This window comes from Megasphaera sp. UBA4382 (genome assembly GCF_002391155.1).
Classification (GTDB): Bacteria; Bacillota; Negativicutes; order Veillonellales; family Megasphaeraceae; genus Megasphaera; species Megasphaera hexanoica.
This window is the reverse complement of sequence record NZ_DGRS01000085.1, coordinates 1-18,015: the sequence shown is the minus strand read 5'-3', so window position 1 is coordinate 18,015 and position 18,015 is coordinate 1. Positions and strand designations below refer to the sequence as shown.

Here is an 18,015-nt window from a genome sequence, read left to right as displayed (position 1 = left end):
AGGAAGGGCCGCAGGCAGCAGGTAGCAAAAAAAGCCGGTTCGTCAAACCGGCTCTTTATATTTAAAATTAGCAATCCTAGTGCCGCGACGGCTGGCGTTTTACGTCAGGCATCGTCGGCGGGGCCGTCAGATGCAAGGAGGATGGAGGGAGGCGTAGCGGGGCTACGCTGACTGACGACGACGCCGCAGATGATGGTCCAGCCGGCGAGGCATAGTAAATAAGCCAGACGCCGCGGCACGTCAGGAAACAAGATTCCAGCCGTGGGTCCTACGATTACATAAATAAGTTGCGGATGAAGGGTACAAAGAAGGGTTCGTATATGACTTTCAGGATGACGAAGACGAAGAGGCCCAGGGTGCCGCCTACGATGGCACCGTTGATACGGATCCAGGCCAGGTCTTCACCGACTTTGCTTTCCAGGAAGGCATTGAATTTCTTCTTGTCAAAGCCGGACAACACTTCCCGCACGGCGACGCCGATGAGGGAGTGTTCGTGTTCCAGGATGATTTCACATCCCCGGCGGATCTGGTCGTCAATCCAGTCCTTGATTTCCGGGTACTGGCTGCAGTAGTCGAGGTAATGCATGAATTCCCCTTCCAGGAGATTCTGCAATTTGTCCTTGCCTTCTACGCCGGTGGTGAAATAGGCCTGGCTGGCGCGCTGCGTCGAGGTGAGCCACATTTCTACAGGCAGGGAATCGACGAACTGATCCTGCCAGCGCTGTACCGTGTAGGTCAGCTGGCCATTCATAGCATACATCTGCAGTTCCAGTTTCTGACACAGCCACTGCCGTTCTTTGCCGCCGGCGTGTTCCCACCGTTCCAGCCAGACGATGATGCCCTTCTGCACGTCTTTGGCTACTTTTTTGGTGTCGACCATGCCCGTAAATTTATTCAGGGTCATGATGAGGTGCGGAGCCGTCCGGGATTCGGCCATCCATTCGTCGAGGGCCCGGATGAGGACGGTTTCAAATTCCTTGCTGCGCACGCAGTCCTTGATGAGGCCGATGATATCGGTGAGCATCTGGCTGTCCGGGTCTTCCAGCATGGTGATCATGCGGTCCTGCAAAAAGCTCAGCAGGGGCTGCCGCTTGAGGTAGGTCCGGATATGGGCCGCGATATACTGCTGATTCTTGCTCTGCCGGCCATATTCATAGGCCTGCTGGGCGACTTCAAACAACAGGGTCCGGAATTTTTCCCGGCCGCCGCTGCTGGTCAGCCAGTTCGTAAATTTGTCTACAAAGGAGACGGCATATAATTTGTCTTTCCACATGCCCGGCTGCAGCAGTTTTTCCGACACGACATGGGTCATGCCGTCTATGATCTGCGTGCGGTGGCTGTAGACCAGTTCCGTATGATAGGGAAATCCCAGAGGCCGTTCAAAGAGGGCCGTCACGGCGAACCAGTCGGCAATGCTGCCGATGAGGGCCGACTGGATGACGAAAAACAGCAGCTCTCCCAACAGGCCCACTTCGTGGCTGTACCACCACCAGAATACGAGGACAAAGCAGAGGAAAGATAAGGCCAGGATGGCATTTGCCCGCTGACGGTATGTCATATTACCAGCCTCCTTTCAATGCGTACATGGCAAGGAAGATACAAGCGCCCAGGACGGCGCCGACCAGTGAGCCGTTGACGCGGATCATCTGCAGGTCGTACCATACGCGGCTTTCCAGCGCGTCGGCTAATTCCTGGCTGTCGTAGGCCAGTATTTCTTTTTCTGCCGTCGCGCCGAACCAGTTCTGGAGCCGTTTCAGTTCCTTTGCCGCCAGGGCCAGGACCATACGGTTCATCTGTTCTACCTGCAGGTCGCTGCTCTTCCAGCCTTCGAGACGTTCGATGGCGTAGGTCGCGGCGGCGCGGCAGATCCGGTTCTGCCGGTCCGGGTCCTGTACGTAGCGCTGCCACGCTTCTTTCATGTCCGGACGGGAAACGACGTGATGGAACAGGCGCATTTTATAGCTTTCCAGCCGTTCCTGCCAGACCGGATTGACTTCCAGCTGTTCCGCCTGCTGCCAGATGAACTGCAGGGCTTTCTTCCGTTCTTCCGAATCGGGTTTCTTTGCTTCCTGCAGTACGGCCAAAAATTTTTCCTGCAGATTGGCCGCTACCCGTTCGGGGCTGAACATATCGCTGGCCAGGGCAGCCTTAACGATGAGGGCATAGACGAAATTGCGGTGTTCGTACTGGCGCAGGGATTCACGGTAAATATCGGCCATGTACCGTTTGGCCGTTTCACTCCTGGTCATCGATTCCAGTGTACAGATGAGAAAATCGAGGAAATCATTTCCCGCTTCCCCGACCAGGCCAGTCTTGAGTGCTTTGCCCATGATGGGCGCTATGCGGATTTTTTCGATGGCGTCGGCCCCCATATCGGAAAAGGCATCGACGATTTTTTTCATGTCCAGGGTGTACAAAAAGGTATTGAGAACGTGCCCCAGGACGCGTTCTGCCGACTGGAATCCTTTTTCCGTATGGAGGTACGAAAGGCCCGCTTCCAGGACGGGATGATGCTTCAGTACATGGTACATGTTGGGGACGGTCAGGATTTCACTTTCGATCATGTGCCGGGCCGTTTCGGCAATTCGTTCTTTGCTGCTGGGAATCAGTGCCGTTTTAAAGGAAATTCCCAGGGGCCGGCGGAACAACGCCGTCACGGCATACCAGTCGGCCAGTCCCCCGATGAGGGCCGCGCCGGACAGGTGCATGATGAGTCCTCCCCAGAACATGTCCCGGAAAGGATAGGAAAAAAGCAGGAGCAGTGCCGCGATAATCAGTATATAATTGGCTATATGACTCCGCGTCTGCCCTGTCGTTGTCTCAAATTGGGTCATTATCGTTCCTCCTCCGGCTCGTGCCGGTCGTATAGTTATGCCGTGTCACCAAAGCAGTTTCGTATCTCCGCTATGGACAGGAATCCACAGGGACTGATCCGGATAAGCCTTGCGGAATGCCTCCGACGGCTGCCACGGTGTACCGAAATAGTGCATGGGGACCAGACAGAGCTTGACTGTCACATGCTTTAAAAATTCCCGTACACCCCATTCCCGGGCTCCTTCGAGGCGGGCATCGACGGGGAAAAAGGCCACATCGACCGTAAGGCCGTCCAATTTCTTCATTTCAGCGTCAAACAGGCGTCTGGCGTTTTCATTATTCTCATCGGTGTCGCCATTCCAGTGCCACCAGTTCAGGTCACCGGCATGAAACAGGCTCAGCCCGTCTGTCCGGACCAGGAAGGAACCGCCTTCATCGGTCGAACCGAACTGGGTCACTATGGCATCGTCGATGCGGCGCGTATCATAGACTTCCATGGAATACAGTTTGTCCTGCGGGGCCTGCCGGAACGGCACGTCCTTGTTGACGATATAGGCCTGGGCTTTATGGGAAAAGTCGATGATATGGCGGTTGAAATGGTCGCCGTGCCAGTGACTGACAAAAAACCACAACGGCTTGTCACCGTCGGCATAGCGGCGCACGACGCGCTGTTCATCCTGATAATAATCAAATACGAGTACTTTCGTCGCTGTCTCTACAGCGAACCCGCTGTGAGCCAGATAGGTCATCTGTATACTCATCGTACCGCCTCCTCAAACGGGTATGTATTGAATTCTCCTTTAATGTATGCATCATACAGCCTGCGCCGTTCACAGCGCAGGTGATAGGCGCTGATAGGCCAGATCTGCGTTCTGCCCTGAAGGCCGCGCCGGGCTATCCACAGCTGTTCCGGATGGAACAGGTCATTATCCAGGAGCAGCAGGTCATGGGTCACGCCCAGCAGCTGGCCCCGGTTGTCTTCCTGATGGACGAAATCACGGATGAGGTGCTGTACGACCGGCGTCATCCAGTAGGAATCCAGGTCGTCGATGATGACCGTACTGCCCTGCCGCATCTGTGCCAGGCCGGCTGCCAGAGCCGCCATCTTGCGCACGCCCGCCGCTTCGTCGGAAAGCCGGCAGGGACGGGATTCACCCCGGCGCCACAGCAGGACTTCGCACAGACCTCCGCTGTCCGTATAGGAAATGCGGCAGATAGACGAGTCGATGAGCTGCAGCAGGGACAGGATGGCTCCTTCTTCTGCCTGCCAGTACGTCTGTTCTACTTCGGACAGGCGCATGGGCATCTGCTGCCAGACCGTCATATCCCGCTCCCGCACAATGTGGATTGCCGCCGCGGCCTGCCGCAGGCCTTCACTTTCCGGCAAAAAAGGCGCCGTCTGGGACAGGATATCTTCACCGCCGCTCACACGGGGCGCATTTCCCGGCCCGTGCCACTCGAGGACTCCCCTGTTGTAGGCATACTGCAAGGTGCCGCCGATGGAAAGGCGTTCCTCCCCGATGCCATCTGCCGTATAGGACAGACTGTATTCATAAGAATAGTCATGGACTTCATCGTACAGGACGATGGAAAAGGACACGGGACCGCTTCCCGAAGGCAAAAGTGCTGGCGTCCACCCCGTCAGGATGCTGTCGAGCAAAAACTGCAGGGCAATGAGCAGATTCGTCTTGCCGGCGCCGCTGGGACCGAACACCAGCAGAGAGCGCATGATTTTATAATCTGGCACGGCACGAAAACAAGGTTCATACCGGGTGCCTTTGATACGCGCATGGTCGGAAGGCACGAGGCGCAGTGTCACCGTGTCTGAAAAAGACAGGCAGCCCCGTACGGAAAATTGGACAAGCATATAATATTTCCTCCCTTGGTATTAGTCCTATTATACCACACATCTATAGTAACTTATATATACAGTTGAACGGATACACAAAAAACCTGTTCATAAAGAAAAAGTTACCTTTTTAGTATTTTTTCTGTTTTTCCTATTGACAAATCAAAATGGAAAGTGTACTATAATCGTAAACATTGAGATAGCGATGAGCAAAACAAGTACCTGTAACAACGGTCGTCAGAGAACGCAGGCCATAGGCTGAAAGCCTGCCCGGCACGTATTGCAGCGAATGCCTTTGCGAGCAGAACGGGGGAACCATGAGTATCCCGTTCCGGCAGCCGCCGTTACCGGTACCGAGTGGCAGTTATACTGCAACCAGAGTGGAACCACGGTCCGCCGCCTCTGAACGAGACGGCGGATTTTTGCATCATCGGGGGAAACGGTATCCGCATATACAGCCGCGCGCTCAATGTATACTATTTTTATCCAATTTGTGGAGGGATGTCATTATGGGAAAAATTTATAAAAGCTCTTTGGAATTAGTAGGTCATACACCGCTCTTAGAACCACAGCGTTTCAATAAAAAAGCCGGCGTCAAAGGAAAAGTCCTGGTCAAACTGGACATGTTCAACCCTGCCGGATCTGCCAAAGACCGTATCGCCAAAGCTATGATTGAAGATGCCGAACAGAAAGGCATCCTCAAAGAAGGTTCGGTCATCATCGAACCGACCAGCGGCAACACGGGCATCGGCCTGGCAGCCGTCGCCGCCGCCAAAGGCTACCGCGCCATCTTCACCATGCCGGAAACCATGTCCGTCGAACGGCGCAACCTCATTGCAGCCTACGGCGGTGAAATAGTCCTCACGGAAGGCAAAAAAGGGATGCAGGGCACGGTCGACAAAGCCAACGAACTGGCAAAAGAAATCCCCAACTCCTTTATCCCCGGCCAGTTTACCAATCCGGTAAACCCGAAAGCCCACAAAGAAACGACGGGCCCGGAAATCTATGAAGACACAGACGGCCAGGTCGATATCTTCATCGCCGGCGTCGGCACAGGCGGTACCCTTACCGGCGTAGGTCAGTACCTCAAAGAAAAGAAACCATCCGTCCAGATTGTAGCCGTCGAACCGGCTGATTCCCCGCTCCTGTCCGAAGGCCATGCCGGCCCGCACAAACTCCAGGGCATCGGCGCCAACTTCGTACCGGAAACACTGGACACCAAGATTTACAACGAAGTCTTCACCGTCACGACCGACCAGGCTTATGATACAGCACAGGCCTTCTCCCAGGAAGAAGGCCTGCTCATCGGTATCTCCGGCGGTGCCGCCCTCTATGCAGCTACCCAGATTGCCAACCGTCCGGAAAATGCCGGCAAGACTGTCGTAGCCTTCCTGCCCGATAACGGCGACCGCTACCTGACCACACCGGACTTCATCAAACAGAAGTAAAAACCACCTCATATACTCTACTCCCAGAAAATGGGCTGCCCCAGGAAGGAAACTTCAAAGGGCAGCCCATTTTCCATATGTGGGGGAAGAGCTGGTGGTTAGTGGTTAGTGGGAAAGGGATAGTTTTCGGACTCAGATACTGGAACTCAAATGATAAAAGGACCCTTCAGTCAGCAAAGCTGACAGCTTCCCCTCACAGGGACGCCATATTACACAGTTCGTCGAACCGGCTTTTCTATATAAACTTAGCAACAAAGGACCCACGACCGGGGACGGAAAGGGATAGTTTGGAGTTTGGAGTTTGATGTTTGATGAAGAAACCAGTTCGTCAAACCAGCTTTTTATACTAAAATTATCAGCTCTAGTGCCACGACGGCTGGCGTTTTACGTCAGGCATCGTCGGCGGGGCCGTCAGATGCAAGGAGGATGGAGGGAGGCGTAGCGGGGCTACGCTGACTGACGACGACGACGCAGATGATGGTCCCGCCGGCGATGCATAGTAAATAAGCCAGACGCCGCGGCACGTCAGGAAACAAGTCCCCGGCCGTGGGTCCTAATTACCACTCTATCAATATCCGCTTTTTGTAATCCCTGTACCTTTTGAGTACTGTCTCATTCGTGTTGACCGCCCGTTTCAGCGACTGGTACGCCAGGGACCGCTTTTCTCCGTAATGATTGGCCAGGCGCAATGATACCGACGTGACGGGAGCCAGCCACCACGTATGGGTAAAGACCGCTGCCGTTACGCCAAGGGCATGGCACACGTAGGAAAGGACGGACCGACGGCCAAATTCATTTCCTTTCCGGTAGTCGGATAATTCCACTTTCCGGGATACGGAATAGGCAATGAGGATATACGGGATGACTGACGGGAACAGGCTGTCGCTCTGCACGGCCTCTGCCGCATCGACGTGTTCCAGCACATACTGGGACAGCTCTTCATTGGAAATACCGCTGTCGATCAGGTGGGCCGACATATCTCCCATCGTTACCTGACTGTAGACTTCATCCGTAGAGACAATATCGATGTGAGGATAACGTTCAAAAGCATTCTCTATATACTGGGCCGATTCCGTCGCTTTGAGCTGCAGTACGTCATTGATGCTGCCATCACTATTATAAATCGCTATATCCCAGCCGGGCTGTGTCGCCGACTGGGCCATTTCGGCATGGCATCCTGCCGGCAGGTGTCCATCGTTCAAATAGTCCGTATAGCGTATTTCAAATAATTTTCCCTTCAGACCGTTTACAAATCCTTCAAGCTGATTTTCATCCATGCTCTCTATGGCACTGCGGAAATCCATATCGGCAGCCTTATCGGGATAGGCCAGCTCATAGGCCTGCTGCAGGTCATCGGGAATCTTCCAGCCCAGCAGGCGCTGCCAGAAATTCGGCAGACTCAGTCCAATGGAATCGAGGATCATATCCCGCTTCGTTTCCCCTTTCAACTGGCTTTTCGCCATGAGATGCTGGATATCCTGATACTCCAGAGATTGTTCGCGCAGCCTGGCGATGAGCATATCAAAATCCCGCTGCCGGTAGGTCAGCCCGCGGACATTCCGTACCATACCCACACTGCCCTTTGCGGCCCCTACGACAACGCCGCCAGCCAATTTCGCCATCTTTTTCTTTTCCATGGATACACTCCCATCACAGATGCACCACCTCAGCGCATCCCTCTGAATTATGTTCATAACGTGCATGCTATGTATGCATTATACCATAGAAATGAAATGACTGCACGATGAAGAAAGGGAGGGGATAGTATCAAGATGTTGTGGGAATTTTTGGAGATAAGAAAAAGGACCTTGGTATAAAAGCTACATAATGATATGCTCCCCCTATGATGACAGTTTTATTTTTTTACTATCTCTCATAGGGGGAGCATATCACATTTTATTACAGCCCTTTTTAGTATGTATTTCTTTACTGAACAGACTGGCAAAGAGCTTTGATGTCTATCTTGCGGTCTTTTTCCAGCATGCCTGTTTCGACGAGGAAATCCTGGGTCTTCGTAAGGTCTTCTATGTCAGCATCGGTGATGGCCGGGTTGAAATCGTACCAGCCAGCCATAGCCTGTACCTGGTCTTCCGTGAGGCCCGTTTCCGCGGCGGCTGTGCCGTAGTATTTCTGCGGATCTGCCAGGTAGTCTTTGACGACTTTTTCATGGGTCTGCATGAATTTCTTTGCCACTTCGGGGTACTGTTTGATAAAGTCGCTGCGCATGGCAATGACGATGGTGGCATCGAGGAGGCCTTTGCCCGTCGTCAGGATGCGGGCGCCGTCGTTTTTCATTTTCAGTGTCGCCGGACCTGCCAGCAGGGCTGCATCGGCACTGCCGCCGCTGAGGGCTGCCGCTGCCTGGGGGATGCCCATGGATACGAACTGGACGTCATCAGCGCTCATTCCTTCTTTAGCCAGGGCCGCCAGGAGGAGCTGGTGCAGGATAGTACCCTTCGGGCCGGCAATTTTTTTGCCTTTCAGGTCTTTGACCGACTGGATGGACGGGTCTTTGGTCATGATCATAAAGGCTTCCGGTGCCCGGCTGTAGACGCCGACGACCGTCAGGTCGATGCCGTTGGCCCTGGCCAGGATGGCACTGGTTCCGCCCAGAGCATGGCAGACGTCGATTTTGCCGGCAGCCAGGGCTTCCGTCTGTTTCGGGCCGGCATCGAGGTCGGAATAGGTAATGGTAATGCCGTCGTCCTTGAATGCTTTTTCAAATACCTGATCTTTCTTTTCTATGATGGACGGGATATTGAGGGGCGATTTGACATAGGTCATGTTGATTGTTTCCGGTTTCTTTGCCGCATTGGCCGATTTTTCCTGGCCGCAGCCGGCAAGGCCTGCCATGGCTACGACAATAGCCAGGCCTGCCAGTACGAGTTGTACGCTTCGTTTCATAGGGGGGTCTCCTTTTCTTCTTCAAGAATATGCAATATATCGGTTTTCAGTGCCATCCGTCCGGCAACAGATGGCCGGGGATAGGGTTCTTCGTTGGTGACGCGTCCGCCACAGCAGCCTTTGTGCATGACCAGGATGTCCTGCCCCAGCCGCACCGCTTCATCGAGGTCATGAGTGATGAATACGATGGTCATGGGCTGCCGCACATACTGGGCCATGAGCTCGTCCTGCAGTTTTTCCCGGGTAAAATAGTCCAGGGCCGCGAAGGGTTCATCCATGAGGAGCAACCGGGGCTGACACGACAGGGTACGCACCAGGGCAGCCCGCTGGGCCATGCCGCCGGACAGTTGATCCGGGTAGGCTTTGCGGAAGGAATCGAGGCCGAAGGCCTTCAGATACTGGCCGGCCAGCTCGGCCGATCCGCCCATGCCATGCCGCCAGATGCACACATTGTCTTCTACGGTCAGCCAGGGGAGCAGGCGCGGCGTCTGGAACATGACACCGGTCCGCGGGCGGGAGCCGCCAAAATCGAGGGTCCCTTCGTCCGGCCGTTCCAGTCCGGCCAGAAGGCGCAGGAGTGTCGTCTTGCCGCAGCCGCTCTTTCCGACGATGACCGTAAACGAGCCGTCCCGGATGGACAGGCTGCACCCTTTCAGGGCAGCTACCCGTTTGCCGTCAGGCAGGGTATAGAAGCGGGACAGGTCTTCCATGCGGATATCACTCATGATGCTCCTTCCTTTCTGTCCAGAGATAGCGCTGGCCTATGGCTCTCATGAGGGCATCAGCGGCGATTCCCAGGACGCCCAGGGTCAGGATGCCGGCCACGACGATATCAGGCCGGGCCATTTCTTCCCCGTCGAGGATGAGATATCCCAGGCCTGCCGCGGCGGCAATCATTTCCGCCCCGATGAGGGAGCGCCAGCTGTAGCCCAGGCCGATGCGCAGTCCCGTGTACATGGCAGGCAAGGCCTGAGGCAGGCGGATATGCCAGAAAACAGCCCGGGAAGACAGGCCATAGACGCGGCCCATTTCCAGCAGCTGTTCATCGGGGTGGGACATGCCGTCGAGGGTATTGAGGAATATGGGGAAAAAGGTCGCCAGGACGACGATGATGATTTTACTGGCCTCGCCAATGCCGAACCAGAGGATGAGCATGGGCAGCAGGGCCAGGGGCGGCACGTTCCGCAGAAATTCCAGGAGGGAATGGCAGACACGGCGGGCCGCCGGATGCAGGCCCAGCCAGATTCCGCCGGGAAGGGCCAGGGCCGCTGCGATGGCAAAGCCCGTCATGACCCGCATCAGGCTCGCCCCGATATGGCGGGCCAGCTGCCCCGACGCGGCCAGCTGCAGCCAGCTGGACCAGACCCGTTCCGGCGGCGGGACGATATATGAGCCCCACCAGTGCCCCATGCTTCCCAGCTGCCAGCAGGCTATCAGAAGCAGGGGCAGAGCGCAGATTGTCAATATCTTCGTTAGTATTCGTTTCATGGCATTACCTGAAAAAAACCTCCATGCCGAAAGCACAGAGGTCCCTTGTCATACATGTACTCCGCCTTTGCTGTGCAGACACCTTTACAGTGAAGAACGACATATAGATATCATGTTTGCTGTCAGAATCACTCTTTCAGCTCACATTCCGTATTATACCATAAGCACGGGAAGCATCACAAATCGTTCCCGTCATTCATCCCAGGCACTGTCCGGCAGATTTTCGATGTCCGGCCAGGCCGCGTTGATTGCCTGTGCCATGAGCTTCTTTCCTGCCGGATCCAGGTGGAGGCCGTCGAAGGCCAGTTCCGTCCGGAGCATCCCCTGGCTATCGTACATGCCCGGCGTAATGTCGATATGGACCTGGGAACGGATATAACGGTTGACGCGGCCGATCTGCCACTGCCAGTCCGGCGCCGTTTCATCGTCAAAAGTCCGTTTGATATTGTCGGGATTGACAGGCGGCACGGTCAGGAATACCGGACGGATACCGTGTTCCAGGGATTTTTTTCGCACCTCTTCCATATCGGAAATGACGACATCCGCCCCCAGGCCGTTGCGCAGGCTGTTCGATCCCATGAGGATCAGGAGATATTTCGGCCTGAATGGCAGGACATCGGCGTCGAACCGGTCTTTGGTCATGGTACTCGTATCGCCGCTCTGGGCCAGGTTGACCGCAGGAAAATCGAGGTACGACAGATAGCTGAAATCCCAGTCAGCCGGCGAATAGGAGACGCTGCCACCACCGTGGCTGATGCTATCGCCCAGGACGGCCACCGTATAGGGCGTATCCGGATCGGTCAAAAACGGCTGGGCATCGGACCAGACGCCGATGGGGCCCCCCTGCTCATCGAGGGCCCGGACCCGCCAGTAAAAGGGATGATTCCCATAGCGCGGCCGGGGATCGTATTTCTGAGCCGAATCGGTCCGGTACACGTCGATGCGGTGCTGTGACGGTTCTACGCCTCCGGGATTTTCCGGCGCTGAATCCAGTACTTCCACTTCATACTGGCTGGCTCCGGGTACGGGGAACCAGTCGTAGACGGGATAAAGCAGGACTGACCCCTTTCCCGTATTATACGCAGACAACAGCTCCGGCTTTTCTACAAAGGGAGCCATCCGGTCCAGGGGAACTTTTTCAATTGATGAATAGTCACTGACCCGGCGTCCCTCCATATCCAGCCCATAGACGCGATAGTAGAAACAGTCGTCCTGGAAATCATCCGGCAGGGCCAGTTCGATGCCGTTGGTATAGGCCCGCTGTTCCGGCATGACCGGTTCGTAGGCGATGTCTCCCGTTTTTTCATCCGGTTCCATCTGCCGCAGGACCTGCACATCGTACATGACAGCTCCATCTACACGGGTCCAGCGCAGGATGGGGTGGACCGGAGCCGGCGCTCCTTCCGAATAATGGCGCAGGAGAACCGGTTTTTCCCTATCGGTCCGGTCTCCGGACGAACCGTATATTTTCTGTGCTTTTTCCAGAGGCGGCGACACGATGAGCCCGTGATGCGCATTCTGCCGGGCTGTCGTAGCCAGGACGCCGTAGCCCAGGGTAAACGATAAGAGTAATAGTAAAATCAGTATACTTTTATGGCGCATCATCCCGCCTCCTTTTAATGATATCGCTAATCATTACTTATTATATACCATTTCTATCTATCTTACAACATACGGCCGGACAGGGAGAAAAAGAGGCGCCGCAATGATACGGCGTCCCTGAAAAAATTCACCCCTATCGGATAAATCAGCTATGTCCTTCTGTTTTCTCTGTCCTGGCCTTATCCTTTTTAGCCGGCGCTTTGTAACCGTACTGGCTCTTCCATTTCTTGTCCAGTTTCTGGATTTCTTTGTCGGAAAGCATGGCCGGTTTGGCCCGCAGCGCCTGATTCAGGTTATGGACAATGGCCGCGCCGTCATCGCCGGGAGCACAATCCATGATGTGCTGTCCCTGGACGGAAATTTCGTTGCCATTCTGGAGGATCTGCCAGTCGTTGCCTGTCAGGTCCATGCCTTTGACCTTGCCAGAGGCAACGGGAGTCGTCCGGATTTTCTTGTCATCCTGCGCTTCCCCATAGATGGTGTGGGTCACGCGTGACAGGTTCCCGGCAACGAGGAAAGCACGGCGGCGCCGCGAATAGTCACCGTACGGAGCGGGACTGACCACGGGCTGGGCATTGACGTAGACCATGTCTCCCCCTACCTGGACGTGATTGCCCGACCAGCGCGTCATGCGGCGGCCCAGCTTTTCAATGCGCTTCGTCATCTGTGGGTGGTTATTGGGGCTGATGACCCGTTTGAACCCTTCCTGATAGAGGTCGCCGTATTTTTCATAGACAAACTGCATCGACGACGGGGCACCGCCGACGTTGTAGGGCGTATTCTTCATGACCTCAAAGCCATAGGCATCGGCTTCTTTTTCCTGATTCATGGTTACCATTTCATTGTCGATGTAATTGATCACAATGCCGCCGAGGAGTACGTCGAGCATTTCCGCATGGCCGCCAAAGGCAAGGTCTACGGCAACGGAAACGCCGATGCTCTTCATGACGCCGTTGATGGCGTGATGGCGTTCGCCGTGCTGCATTTCATGGCACAGGGTGAAAGCCAGTTCATCATCGTTGAGCGTATCCATCATGCCCTGATTGACAGAAATGACGCCGCCCACCGTTTCAAAGGCGTTCAGATCCTTGCTGGGATTGGCATAGACATCGTAATTGCGTTTGATCATCCCCGTCCGGACGAGGTTGTCGGCAATCCGGTCCAGCCGCTGCTCATATTCATAATTATCTGCCACACCGGTCTTGGCCTGGGTCTGGGCCAGCATCTGCGGCTGCATCTGCGTATCCATCTTGACGAGCTGCTGCTTGATGAGGGCCGCTGCGGCGGCGCCATAGAGTACCGTTTCCACGGCAGACGCAGCTGCCGCCATCCCAACGGGCAGCGTCACCAGTGACGTCCCCAGTACCAGTGTAGTTATCCATTTTTTCCATCGTTTCACACGAATCCATCCCCTATTCTTCTTCCGGCAGTCTCTGCTGCGTCTGAATCAGGTCTATTTTCTTCGCGCGTGGCCATTGTTTGATTTCCCATTCCCAGTGCATGGCCGCATGCTGCGATGCAAAGGCCTGGCTCCAGACGAGGGTCACCGGCCGGCGGCTGCGGGTGTATTTTGCCCCGCCCCGGCTATTGTGGGCGGCGATCCGGCGCTGGATGTCACAGGTCCATCCTGTATAGTACGACCCGTCAGCACAGCGTACGACATAGGTATAATAGGCCCGGTCTGTCTGATTATTTTTCAACGATTTCAATGGTGTCGAGGACGACGTCTTCCAAGGGTTTATCCCGGAAATCGGTTGCCGTCTTGCTGATGGCTTCTACGACATCGTAGTTTTCTACTACTTTGCCAAAAATGGAGTGATGATTCTGGAGCCACGGCGTCGGAACGACGGTCACAAAGAACTGGGAACTGCCCGTATTGGGGCCGGCATTGGCCATGGCCAGGACACCCGGTTCGCTGAAGTCGAGGCCCGGGCCGAATTCATCGGGAATCATTTCATCGGAACCGCCAAATCCCGTTCCCTGGGGATCGCCGCCCTGGATCATGAAATCGGCGATGATGCGATGGAATATGGTGCCGTCATAGAACTTGCTGTCGGCCAGCTTCTTGAAATTAGCGACTGTAATCGGGGCCTTGTCGGGAAATAATTCTACGGTGAATTCCCCGCGGTTGGTCTTAAACAATGCATACATTTTTTTATCTGCCATAATACTGATCCTCCTGAAATGTTTCTTTTATTTTTTCTTCTATTATATACTATATATTCTGCAAACTGCAAACCATCCTGCCCTTTAAAAAGTATATGTTTCCCTTCTGTTCTATGGTATACTAGAATTAGATTCAGTTATTGTATATCAGAGGGGGATGAAGGTCATGCGATTAGGAATGGCTCAGATGTCCATGTCGAAGGATATGGAAGAAAATTTCACAAAAACACTGGATTTCTGCGATAAGGCGGCGGGCTGCAATCTGCTGTTTTTTCCGGAAGTACAGTTCTCTCCATTTTTTGCCCAGTATGAAAACCAGGATGCCACCGGGTATCTAATGGAAGATACGGATCAGAAAGTGCAGGCTATCCAGGAAAAATGCCGGGAACACGACATGTATATTTCGCCCAATTTCTACTTGAAACAACAGGGAAAGCCCTATGATGCCAACCTGTTCCTCGACCGTCAGGGCCGCATCGCCGGCATTTCCAAGATGGTCCACATTTTCCAGGCGCCCCAGTTCTATGAATGTGATTATTATACACCGTCAGAAGAAGGGTTCCAGGTCTTTACGACGGATTTCGGCAAAATCGGCATCGTCATCTGCTTTGACCGCCATCTGCCGGAAAGCATCCGCTCCTGTGCCGCCCAGGGCGCCGATCTGGTCATCGTGCCGACAGCCAATACGAAAGCCGAACCGCTGGAAATGTTTGAATGGGAAATGCGCGTCCAGGCCTATCAGAACCAGACCTTCGTCGCCATGTGCAACCGCGTCGGCAAAGAAGGGGACATGGACTTTGCCGGCCAGTCCCTCATCATCGATCCCTGGGGCAATCTGCTGGCAAAAGGGGACGACCAGGAACGGCTCATCGCCTGCGATCTCGACCTGAGTCTGGCCCGCAAGGCCAAGGAAGAACGGCCCTTCCTCAAGCTGCGCCGTCCCGACATGTACCGCTGATACGGAAAAACAGGATAAAAATAAACGGAGCTGCCACCCATGAATAGTCTCTCATAGGTGGCAGCTCCGTCTGTCTCTATACGCTGCAACCAGTCTGCGCGATGAAGATATCCTGCGCCCTACATCTCCTTGACCGGCACGAGCCCCCGGGACAGGGAAATCGTCCCGGTGCGCACAATTTCCAGTACATTGTACGGCGAAAGCACCTTGATGAGGGCATCGACGTGATCTTCCCGGCCGGTCACGCGGAGAATGAGGGAATTCAGGTTGACATCGACGACTTTGGCGTGAAACAAATCGGCCAGTCCCGACAGTTCTTCCCTCGTCTTGGGAGAATCGTAGCGCACTTTGATCATCGCCAGTTCATAGCTGATAAAGGGTTCCTCATCGAGGTTGACGATTTTGATGATGTCGATGAGTTTTGCCAGCTGGCTCATGGTCTGCTTCAATTCTTTATCGTCTTCGATGCTGATGACGATATTGAAGCGGGTCACATCCCGTTCTTCCGTGTACCCTGCCGTCAGGGATTCGATATTGATGGCCTTGCGGCTGATCAGTCCGGCAATATGGGTCAGGACGCCCGGTTTATTATCGCATAGTATAGCAAGATGCTGTGTCCTCACCCTGCTTCACCTCCCAGTATCATGTCACAGAGCGCTTTGCCGCCGGGAACGGTCGGATAGACCCGTTCCTCTTTGGATATCGCAATGTCGATGAGAGCCGTCCCTTCATAGGCAAGGGCCTCCCGGAGCACGGGAAAGAGGTCATCATCCCGTTCGATGTGATAGCCCCGGACGCCCATCGATTCGGCCAGCATGGACAGATTCTTGCGGCTGTTCAGCGTGCACTGTGTATAATGCTTGTCGTAAAAGAAATCCTGGAGCTGGACGATCATGCCCAGGGTATCATTGTGGAGCACGATGACTTTGACGGCAATGCCATACTGGGACAAGGTAGCCAGTTCCTGGCAGTTCATGAGGATGCTCCCATCGCCGGAAAAGACGAGGACCGTCTTGTCCGGACAGGCGACTTTGGCTCCCATGGCCGCCGGCAGTCCGTATCCCATCGTACCCAGTCCGCCCGACGAAAGGAAATGGCGGGGCTGCTCCGTATTAAAAAACTGGGCTGCCCACATCTGATGCTGCCCCACGTCGGTAACGGCAATCGTATCCTCCGGCCGTGTCAGTGCCCGGATGGTTTCAAAGATAGCCTGGGGAGAAATATAGTCCGGTCTCGGCGCCACGGCAAAGGGATGAGCCTGTTTCATCGACCGGACGTGATCCCGCCAGGGAGCATAGGCGGCCTGATAATCAAAGGACGACTCCCTGATCTTTTCTGCCACAAGAGGCAAAGACCAGCGCAGATCCCCTTTTACGGCCAGATCGACGTCGATGATTTTGCCGATTTCCACGTCGTCGATGTCGAACTGGATGATTTGTGCTCCCGGAGCAAAGGTATCAGCCCGGCTGGTCAGCCGTTCATCAAAGCGCACACCCATGGCGATGAGCAGGTCGCATCCGGTGATGGCCATGTTGGATGCATACGATCCATGCATGCCGCCCATGCCGAGATGAAGGTCATAGCTGTCCGGCACAGCACCCTTTCCCATGAGGGTTGTCACGACCGGTATCTGCGTTTCCCCGATGAACTGCCGCAGCGCATCGGTCGTCCCCGACAAAATGACACCGCCGCCGATGAGCAGCAGGGGCCGTTTACTCTGCTGGATAGCGCTGACAGCCCGGTCGATGTCATAAGCCTGTCCGGCCGGTTCCAGCCGGTACCCTGGCAGCGACACCCGTTCAGGATAGATGAAATCGATTTCTTCCTCCAGGGCATCTTTAGTAATGTCGACCAGAACCGGACCCGGCCGGCCTGTAGAAGCTATATAAAAAGCTTCTTTCAGGACGCGGGGAATCTGCCGGCCGTCCTTGACGAGGTAATTGTGTTTGGTAATGGGTGACGTAATGCCCGATATATCGGCCTCCTGAAAGGCATCGCGGCCAATGAGACTGGCCGATACCTGTCCGCTGATGATGACCATCGGAATGGAATCCATATTGGCCGTCGCAATACCCGTGACCATGTTGCAGATACCCGGCCCGGACGTAGCGATGCAGACACCGGGCCGGCCTGTCACCCGGGCATAGCCGTCGGCAGCATGAACAGCTCCTTGTTCGTGACTGGTCAGGATATGGCGGAACCCGTCCTGGTACATGGCATCATACAGGGGAAGGATAGCTCCGCCGGGATAGCCGAATACGACGGGGACACCCTCTTTCTTCAAGCAGGCTAACACCGCCTGTGCGCCTGTCATTTTCATCATCATCACCTCTTAGTATCGTTCATCGTAGTTCGTTCATCGAAGCAGCCATCCGCCTTTCGATGAACGACGGACGGCCTGCGATAAACGGACTTTACTTAGTCATTCTGGTCATTGCTCTGGAGCCAGGACATCATCTTGCGCAGTTTGGCACCGACTTCTTCAATAGGATGTTCGGCGTGCTGGCGGCGCATCGCCAGGAAATGGGCCCGGCCGGCAGCCTTGTTTTCCAGGAGCCAGTCTTTGGCAAAGGTCCCGTCCTGGATATCGTGCAGTACGTCTTTCATTGCCTGTTTCGATGCGTCGCTGATGACCCGCGGACCAGCCGTGTAATCGCCGTATTCTGCCGTATCACTGATGGAATAGCGCATCTTGGCCATGCCGCCTTCGTACATGAGGTCTACAATCATCTTCATTTCGTGGAATGTTTCAAAATAGGCAATTTCCGGCTGATAGCCTGCTTCGC

Annotated in this window: 16 protein-coding genes, 1 pseudogene and 1 other annotated feature; of the genes and pseudogenes, 2 read left to right on the top strand and 15 right to left on the bottom strand. The window is 54.8% G+C overall.

The features are described 5' to 3' along the window. Nucleotides 1-274: 274 nt before the first annotated feature. From B4H10_RS10745 to B4H10_RS10730, 4 genes are read right to left on the bottom strand one after another with little or no spacing between them, the layout of a single operon-like run. Nucleotides 275-1,558, bottom strand: a complete 1,284-nt coding sequence (locus tag B4H10_RS10745; RefSeq protein WP_292018825.1) for a DUF445 domain-containing protein — start codon at nucleotides 1,556-1,558, stop codon at nucleotides 275-277. A gap of 1 nt (nucleotide 1,559) precedes the next feature. Continuing rightward, nucleotides 1,560-2,834, bottom strand: a complete 1,275-nt coding sequence (locus tag B4H10_RS10740; RefSeq protein WP_292018824.1) for a DUF445 domain-containing protein — start codon at nucleotides 2,832-2,834, stop codon at nucleotides 1,560-1,562. A 45-nt stretch (nucleotides 2,835-2,879) separates the two neighbouring features. Next, nucleotides 2,880-3,575, bottom strand: coding sequence for an MBL fold metallo-hydrolase (locus B4H10_RS10735; protein WP_059076464.1), 696 nt, complete (start codon nucleotides 3,573-3,575; stop codon nucleotides 2,880-2,882). Next, the gene (locus B4H10_RS10730) at nucleotides 3,572-4,681 is read right to left on the bottom strand and encodes an AAA family ATPase (RefSeq protein WP_292018823.1); all 1,110 of its coding nucleotides are present in this window, start codon (nucleotides 4,679-4,681) and stop codon (nucleotides 3,572-3,574) included. Before B4H10_RS10730 ends, B4H10_RS10735 begins: the two co-directional genes overlap by 4 nt. A gap of 178 nt (nucleotides 4,682-4,859) precedes the next feature. After that, nucleotides 4,860-5,070 (top strand) — a binding site (T-box leader). 102 nt (nucleotides 5,071-5,172) lie between these two features. Between B4H10_RS10730 and cysK the strand changes: the two genes are divergently transcribed. Continuing rightward, nucleotides 5,173-6,111 carry a cysteine synthase A gene (gene cysK, locus B4H10_RS10725; protein ID WP_059076462.1) on the top strand — a complete coding sequence of 313 codons (939 nt, stop codon included), beginning with the start codon at nucleotides 5,173-5,175 and terminating at the stop codon, nucleotides 6,109-6,111. A 557-nt stretch (nucleotides 6,112-6,668) separates the two neighbouring features. Here the strand turns inward: cysK and B4H10_RS10720 are convergent. From B4H10_RS10720 to B4H10_RS10685, 8 genes are all read right to left on the bottom strand, one after another. Continuing rightward, the gene (locus B4H10_RS10720) at nucleotides 6,669-7,748 is read right to left on the bottom strand and encodes a hypothetical protein (RefSeq protein ID WP_075581643.1); all 1,080 of its coding nucleotides are present in this window, start codon (nucleotides 7,746-7,748) and stop codon (nucleotides 6,669-6,671) included. A gap of 289 nt (nucleotides 7,749-8,037) precedes the next feature. After that, nucleotides 8,038-9,015, bottom strand: coding sequence for an ABC transporter substrate-binding protein (locus B4H10_RS10715; RefSeq protein WP_059076460.1), 978 nt, complete (start codon nucleotides 9,013-9,015; stop codon nucleotides 8,038-8,040). Continuing rightward, nucleotides 9,012-9,740, bottom strand: coding sequence for an ABC transporter ATP-binding protein (locus B4H10_RS10710; protein ID WP_113856437.1), 729 nt, complete (start codon nucleotides 9,738-9,740; stop codon nucleotides 9,012-9,014). The genes B4H10_RS10715 and B4H10_RS10710 overlap by 4 nt, the downstream gene beginning before the upstream one ends. Beyond that, the gene (locus tag B4H10_RS10705) at nucleotides 9,733-10,503 is read right to left on the bottom strand and encodes an ABC transporter permease (protein ID WP_292018822.1); all 771 of its coding nucleotides are present in this window, start codon (nucleotides 10,501-10,503) and stop codon (nucleotides 9,733-9,735) included. The genes B4H10_RS10710 and B4H10_RS10705 overlap by 8 nt, the downstream gene beginning before the upstream one ends. Nucleotides 10,504-10,695: 192 nt before the next feature. Next, nucleotides 10,696-12,108 (bottom strand): SGNH/GDSL hydrolase family protein, encoded by a 1,413-nt coding sequence (locus B4H10_RS10700; protein WP_292018821.1) that lies wholly within the window; start codon nucleotides 12,106-12,108, stop codon nucleotides 10,696-10,698. Nucleotides 12,109-12,250: 142 nt separating this feature from the next. After that, nucleotides 12,251-13,504 carry a M48 family metallopeptidase gene (locus B4H10_RS10695; protein WP_075581647.1) on the bottom strand — a complete coding sequence of 418 codons (1,254 nt, stop codon included), beginning with the start codon at nucleotides 13,502-13,504 and terminating at the stop codon, nucleotides 12,251-12,253. Nucleotides 13,505-13,517: 13 nt separating this feature from the next. Beyond that, entirely contained in the window at nucleotides 13,518-13,814 is a 297-nt protein-coding gene (locus tag B4H10_RS10690) for a GIY-YIG nuclease family protein (protein ID WP_292018820.1), read from the bottom strand. Further along, nucleotides 13,795-14,271, bottom strand: a complete 477-nt coding sequence (locus B4H10_RS10685) for a peptidylprolyl isomerase (protein ID WP_059076456.1) — start codon at nucleotides 14,269-14,271, stop codon at nucleotides 13,795-13,797. The genes B4H10_RS10690 and B4H10_RS10685 overlap by 20 nt, the downstream gene beginning before the upstream one ends. Before the next feature lie 166 nt (nucleotides 14,272-14,437). On the opposite strand from B4H10_RS10685, the gene B4H10_RS10680 reads away from it, so the two are divergent. After that, the gene (locus B4H10_RS10680) at nucleotides 14,438-15,229 is read left to right on the top strand and encodes a carbon-nitrogen hydrolase family protein (RefSeq protein ID WP_075581648.1); all 792 of its coding nucleotides are present in this window, start codon (nucleotides 14,438-14,440) and stop codon (nucleotides 15,227-15,229) included. Between the two features lie 119 nt (nucleotides 15,230-15,348). Here the strand turns inward: B4H10_RS10680 and ilvN are convergent, their stop codons facing one another. The 3 genes and pseudogenes from ilvN to B4H10_RS10665 form a co-directional block, all read right to left on the bottom strand. After that, nucleotides 15,349-15,852, bottom strand: a complete 504-nt coding sequence (gene ilvN, locus B4H10_RS10675) for an acetolactate synthase small subunit (RefSeq protein ID WP_059076454.1) — start codon at nucleotides 15,850-15,852, stop codon at nucleotides 15,349-15,351. Then, nucleotides 15,849-17,549 carry a biosynthetic-type acetolactate synthase large subunit gene (gene ilvB / locus B4H10_RS10670; protein WP_292018837.1) on the bottom strand — a complete coding sequence of 567 codons (1,701 nt, stop codon included), beginning with the start codon at nucleotides 17,547-17,549 and terminating at the stop codon, nucleotides 15,849-15,851. The genes ilvN and ilvB overlap by 4 nt, the downstream gene beginning before the upstream one ends. Nucleotides 17,550-17,647: 98 nt before the next feature. Beyond that, a pseudogene (locus B4H10_RS10665) lies at nucleotides 17,648-18,015 on the bottom strand (ketol-acid reductoisomerase); the annotation flags it as partial.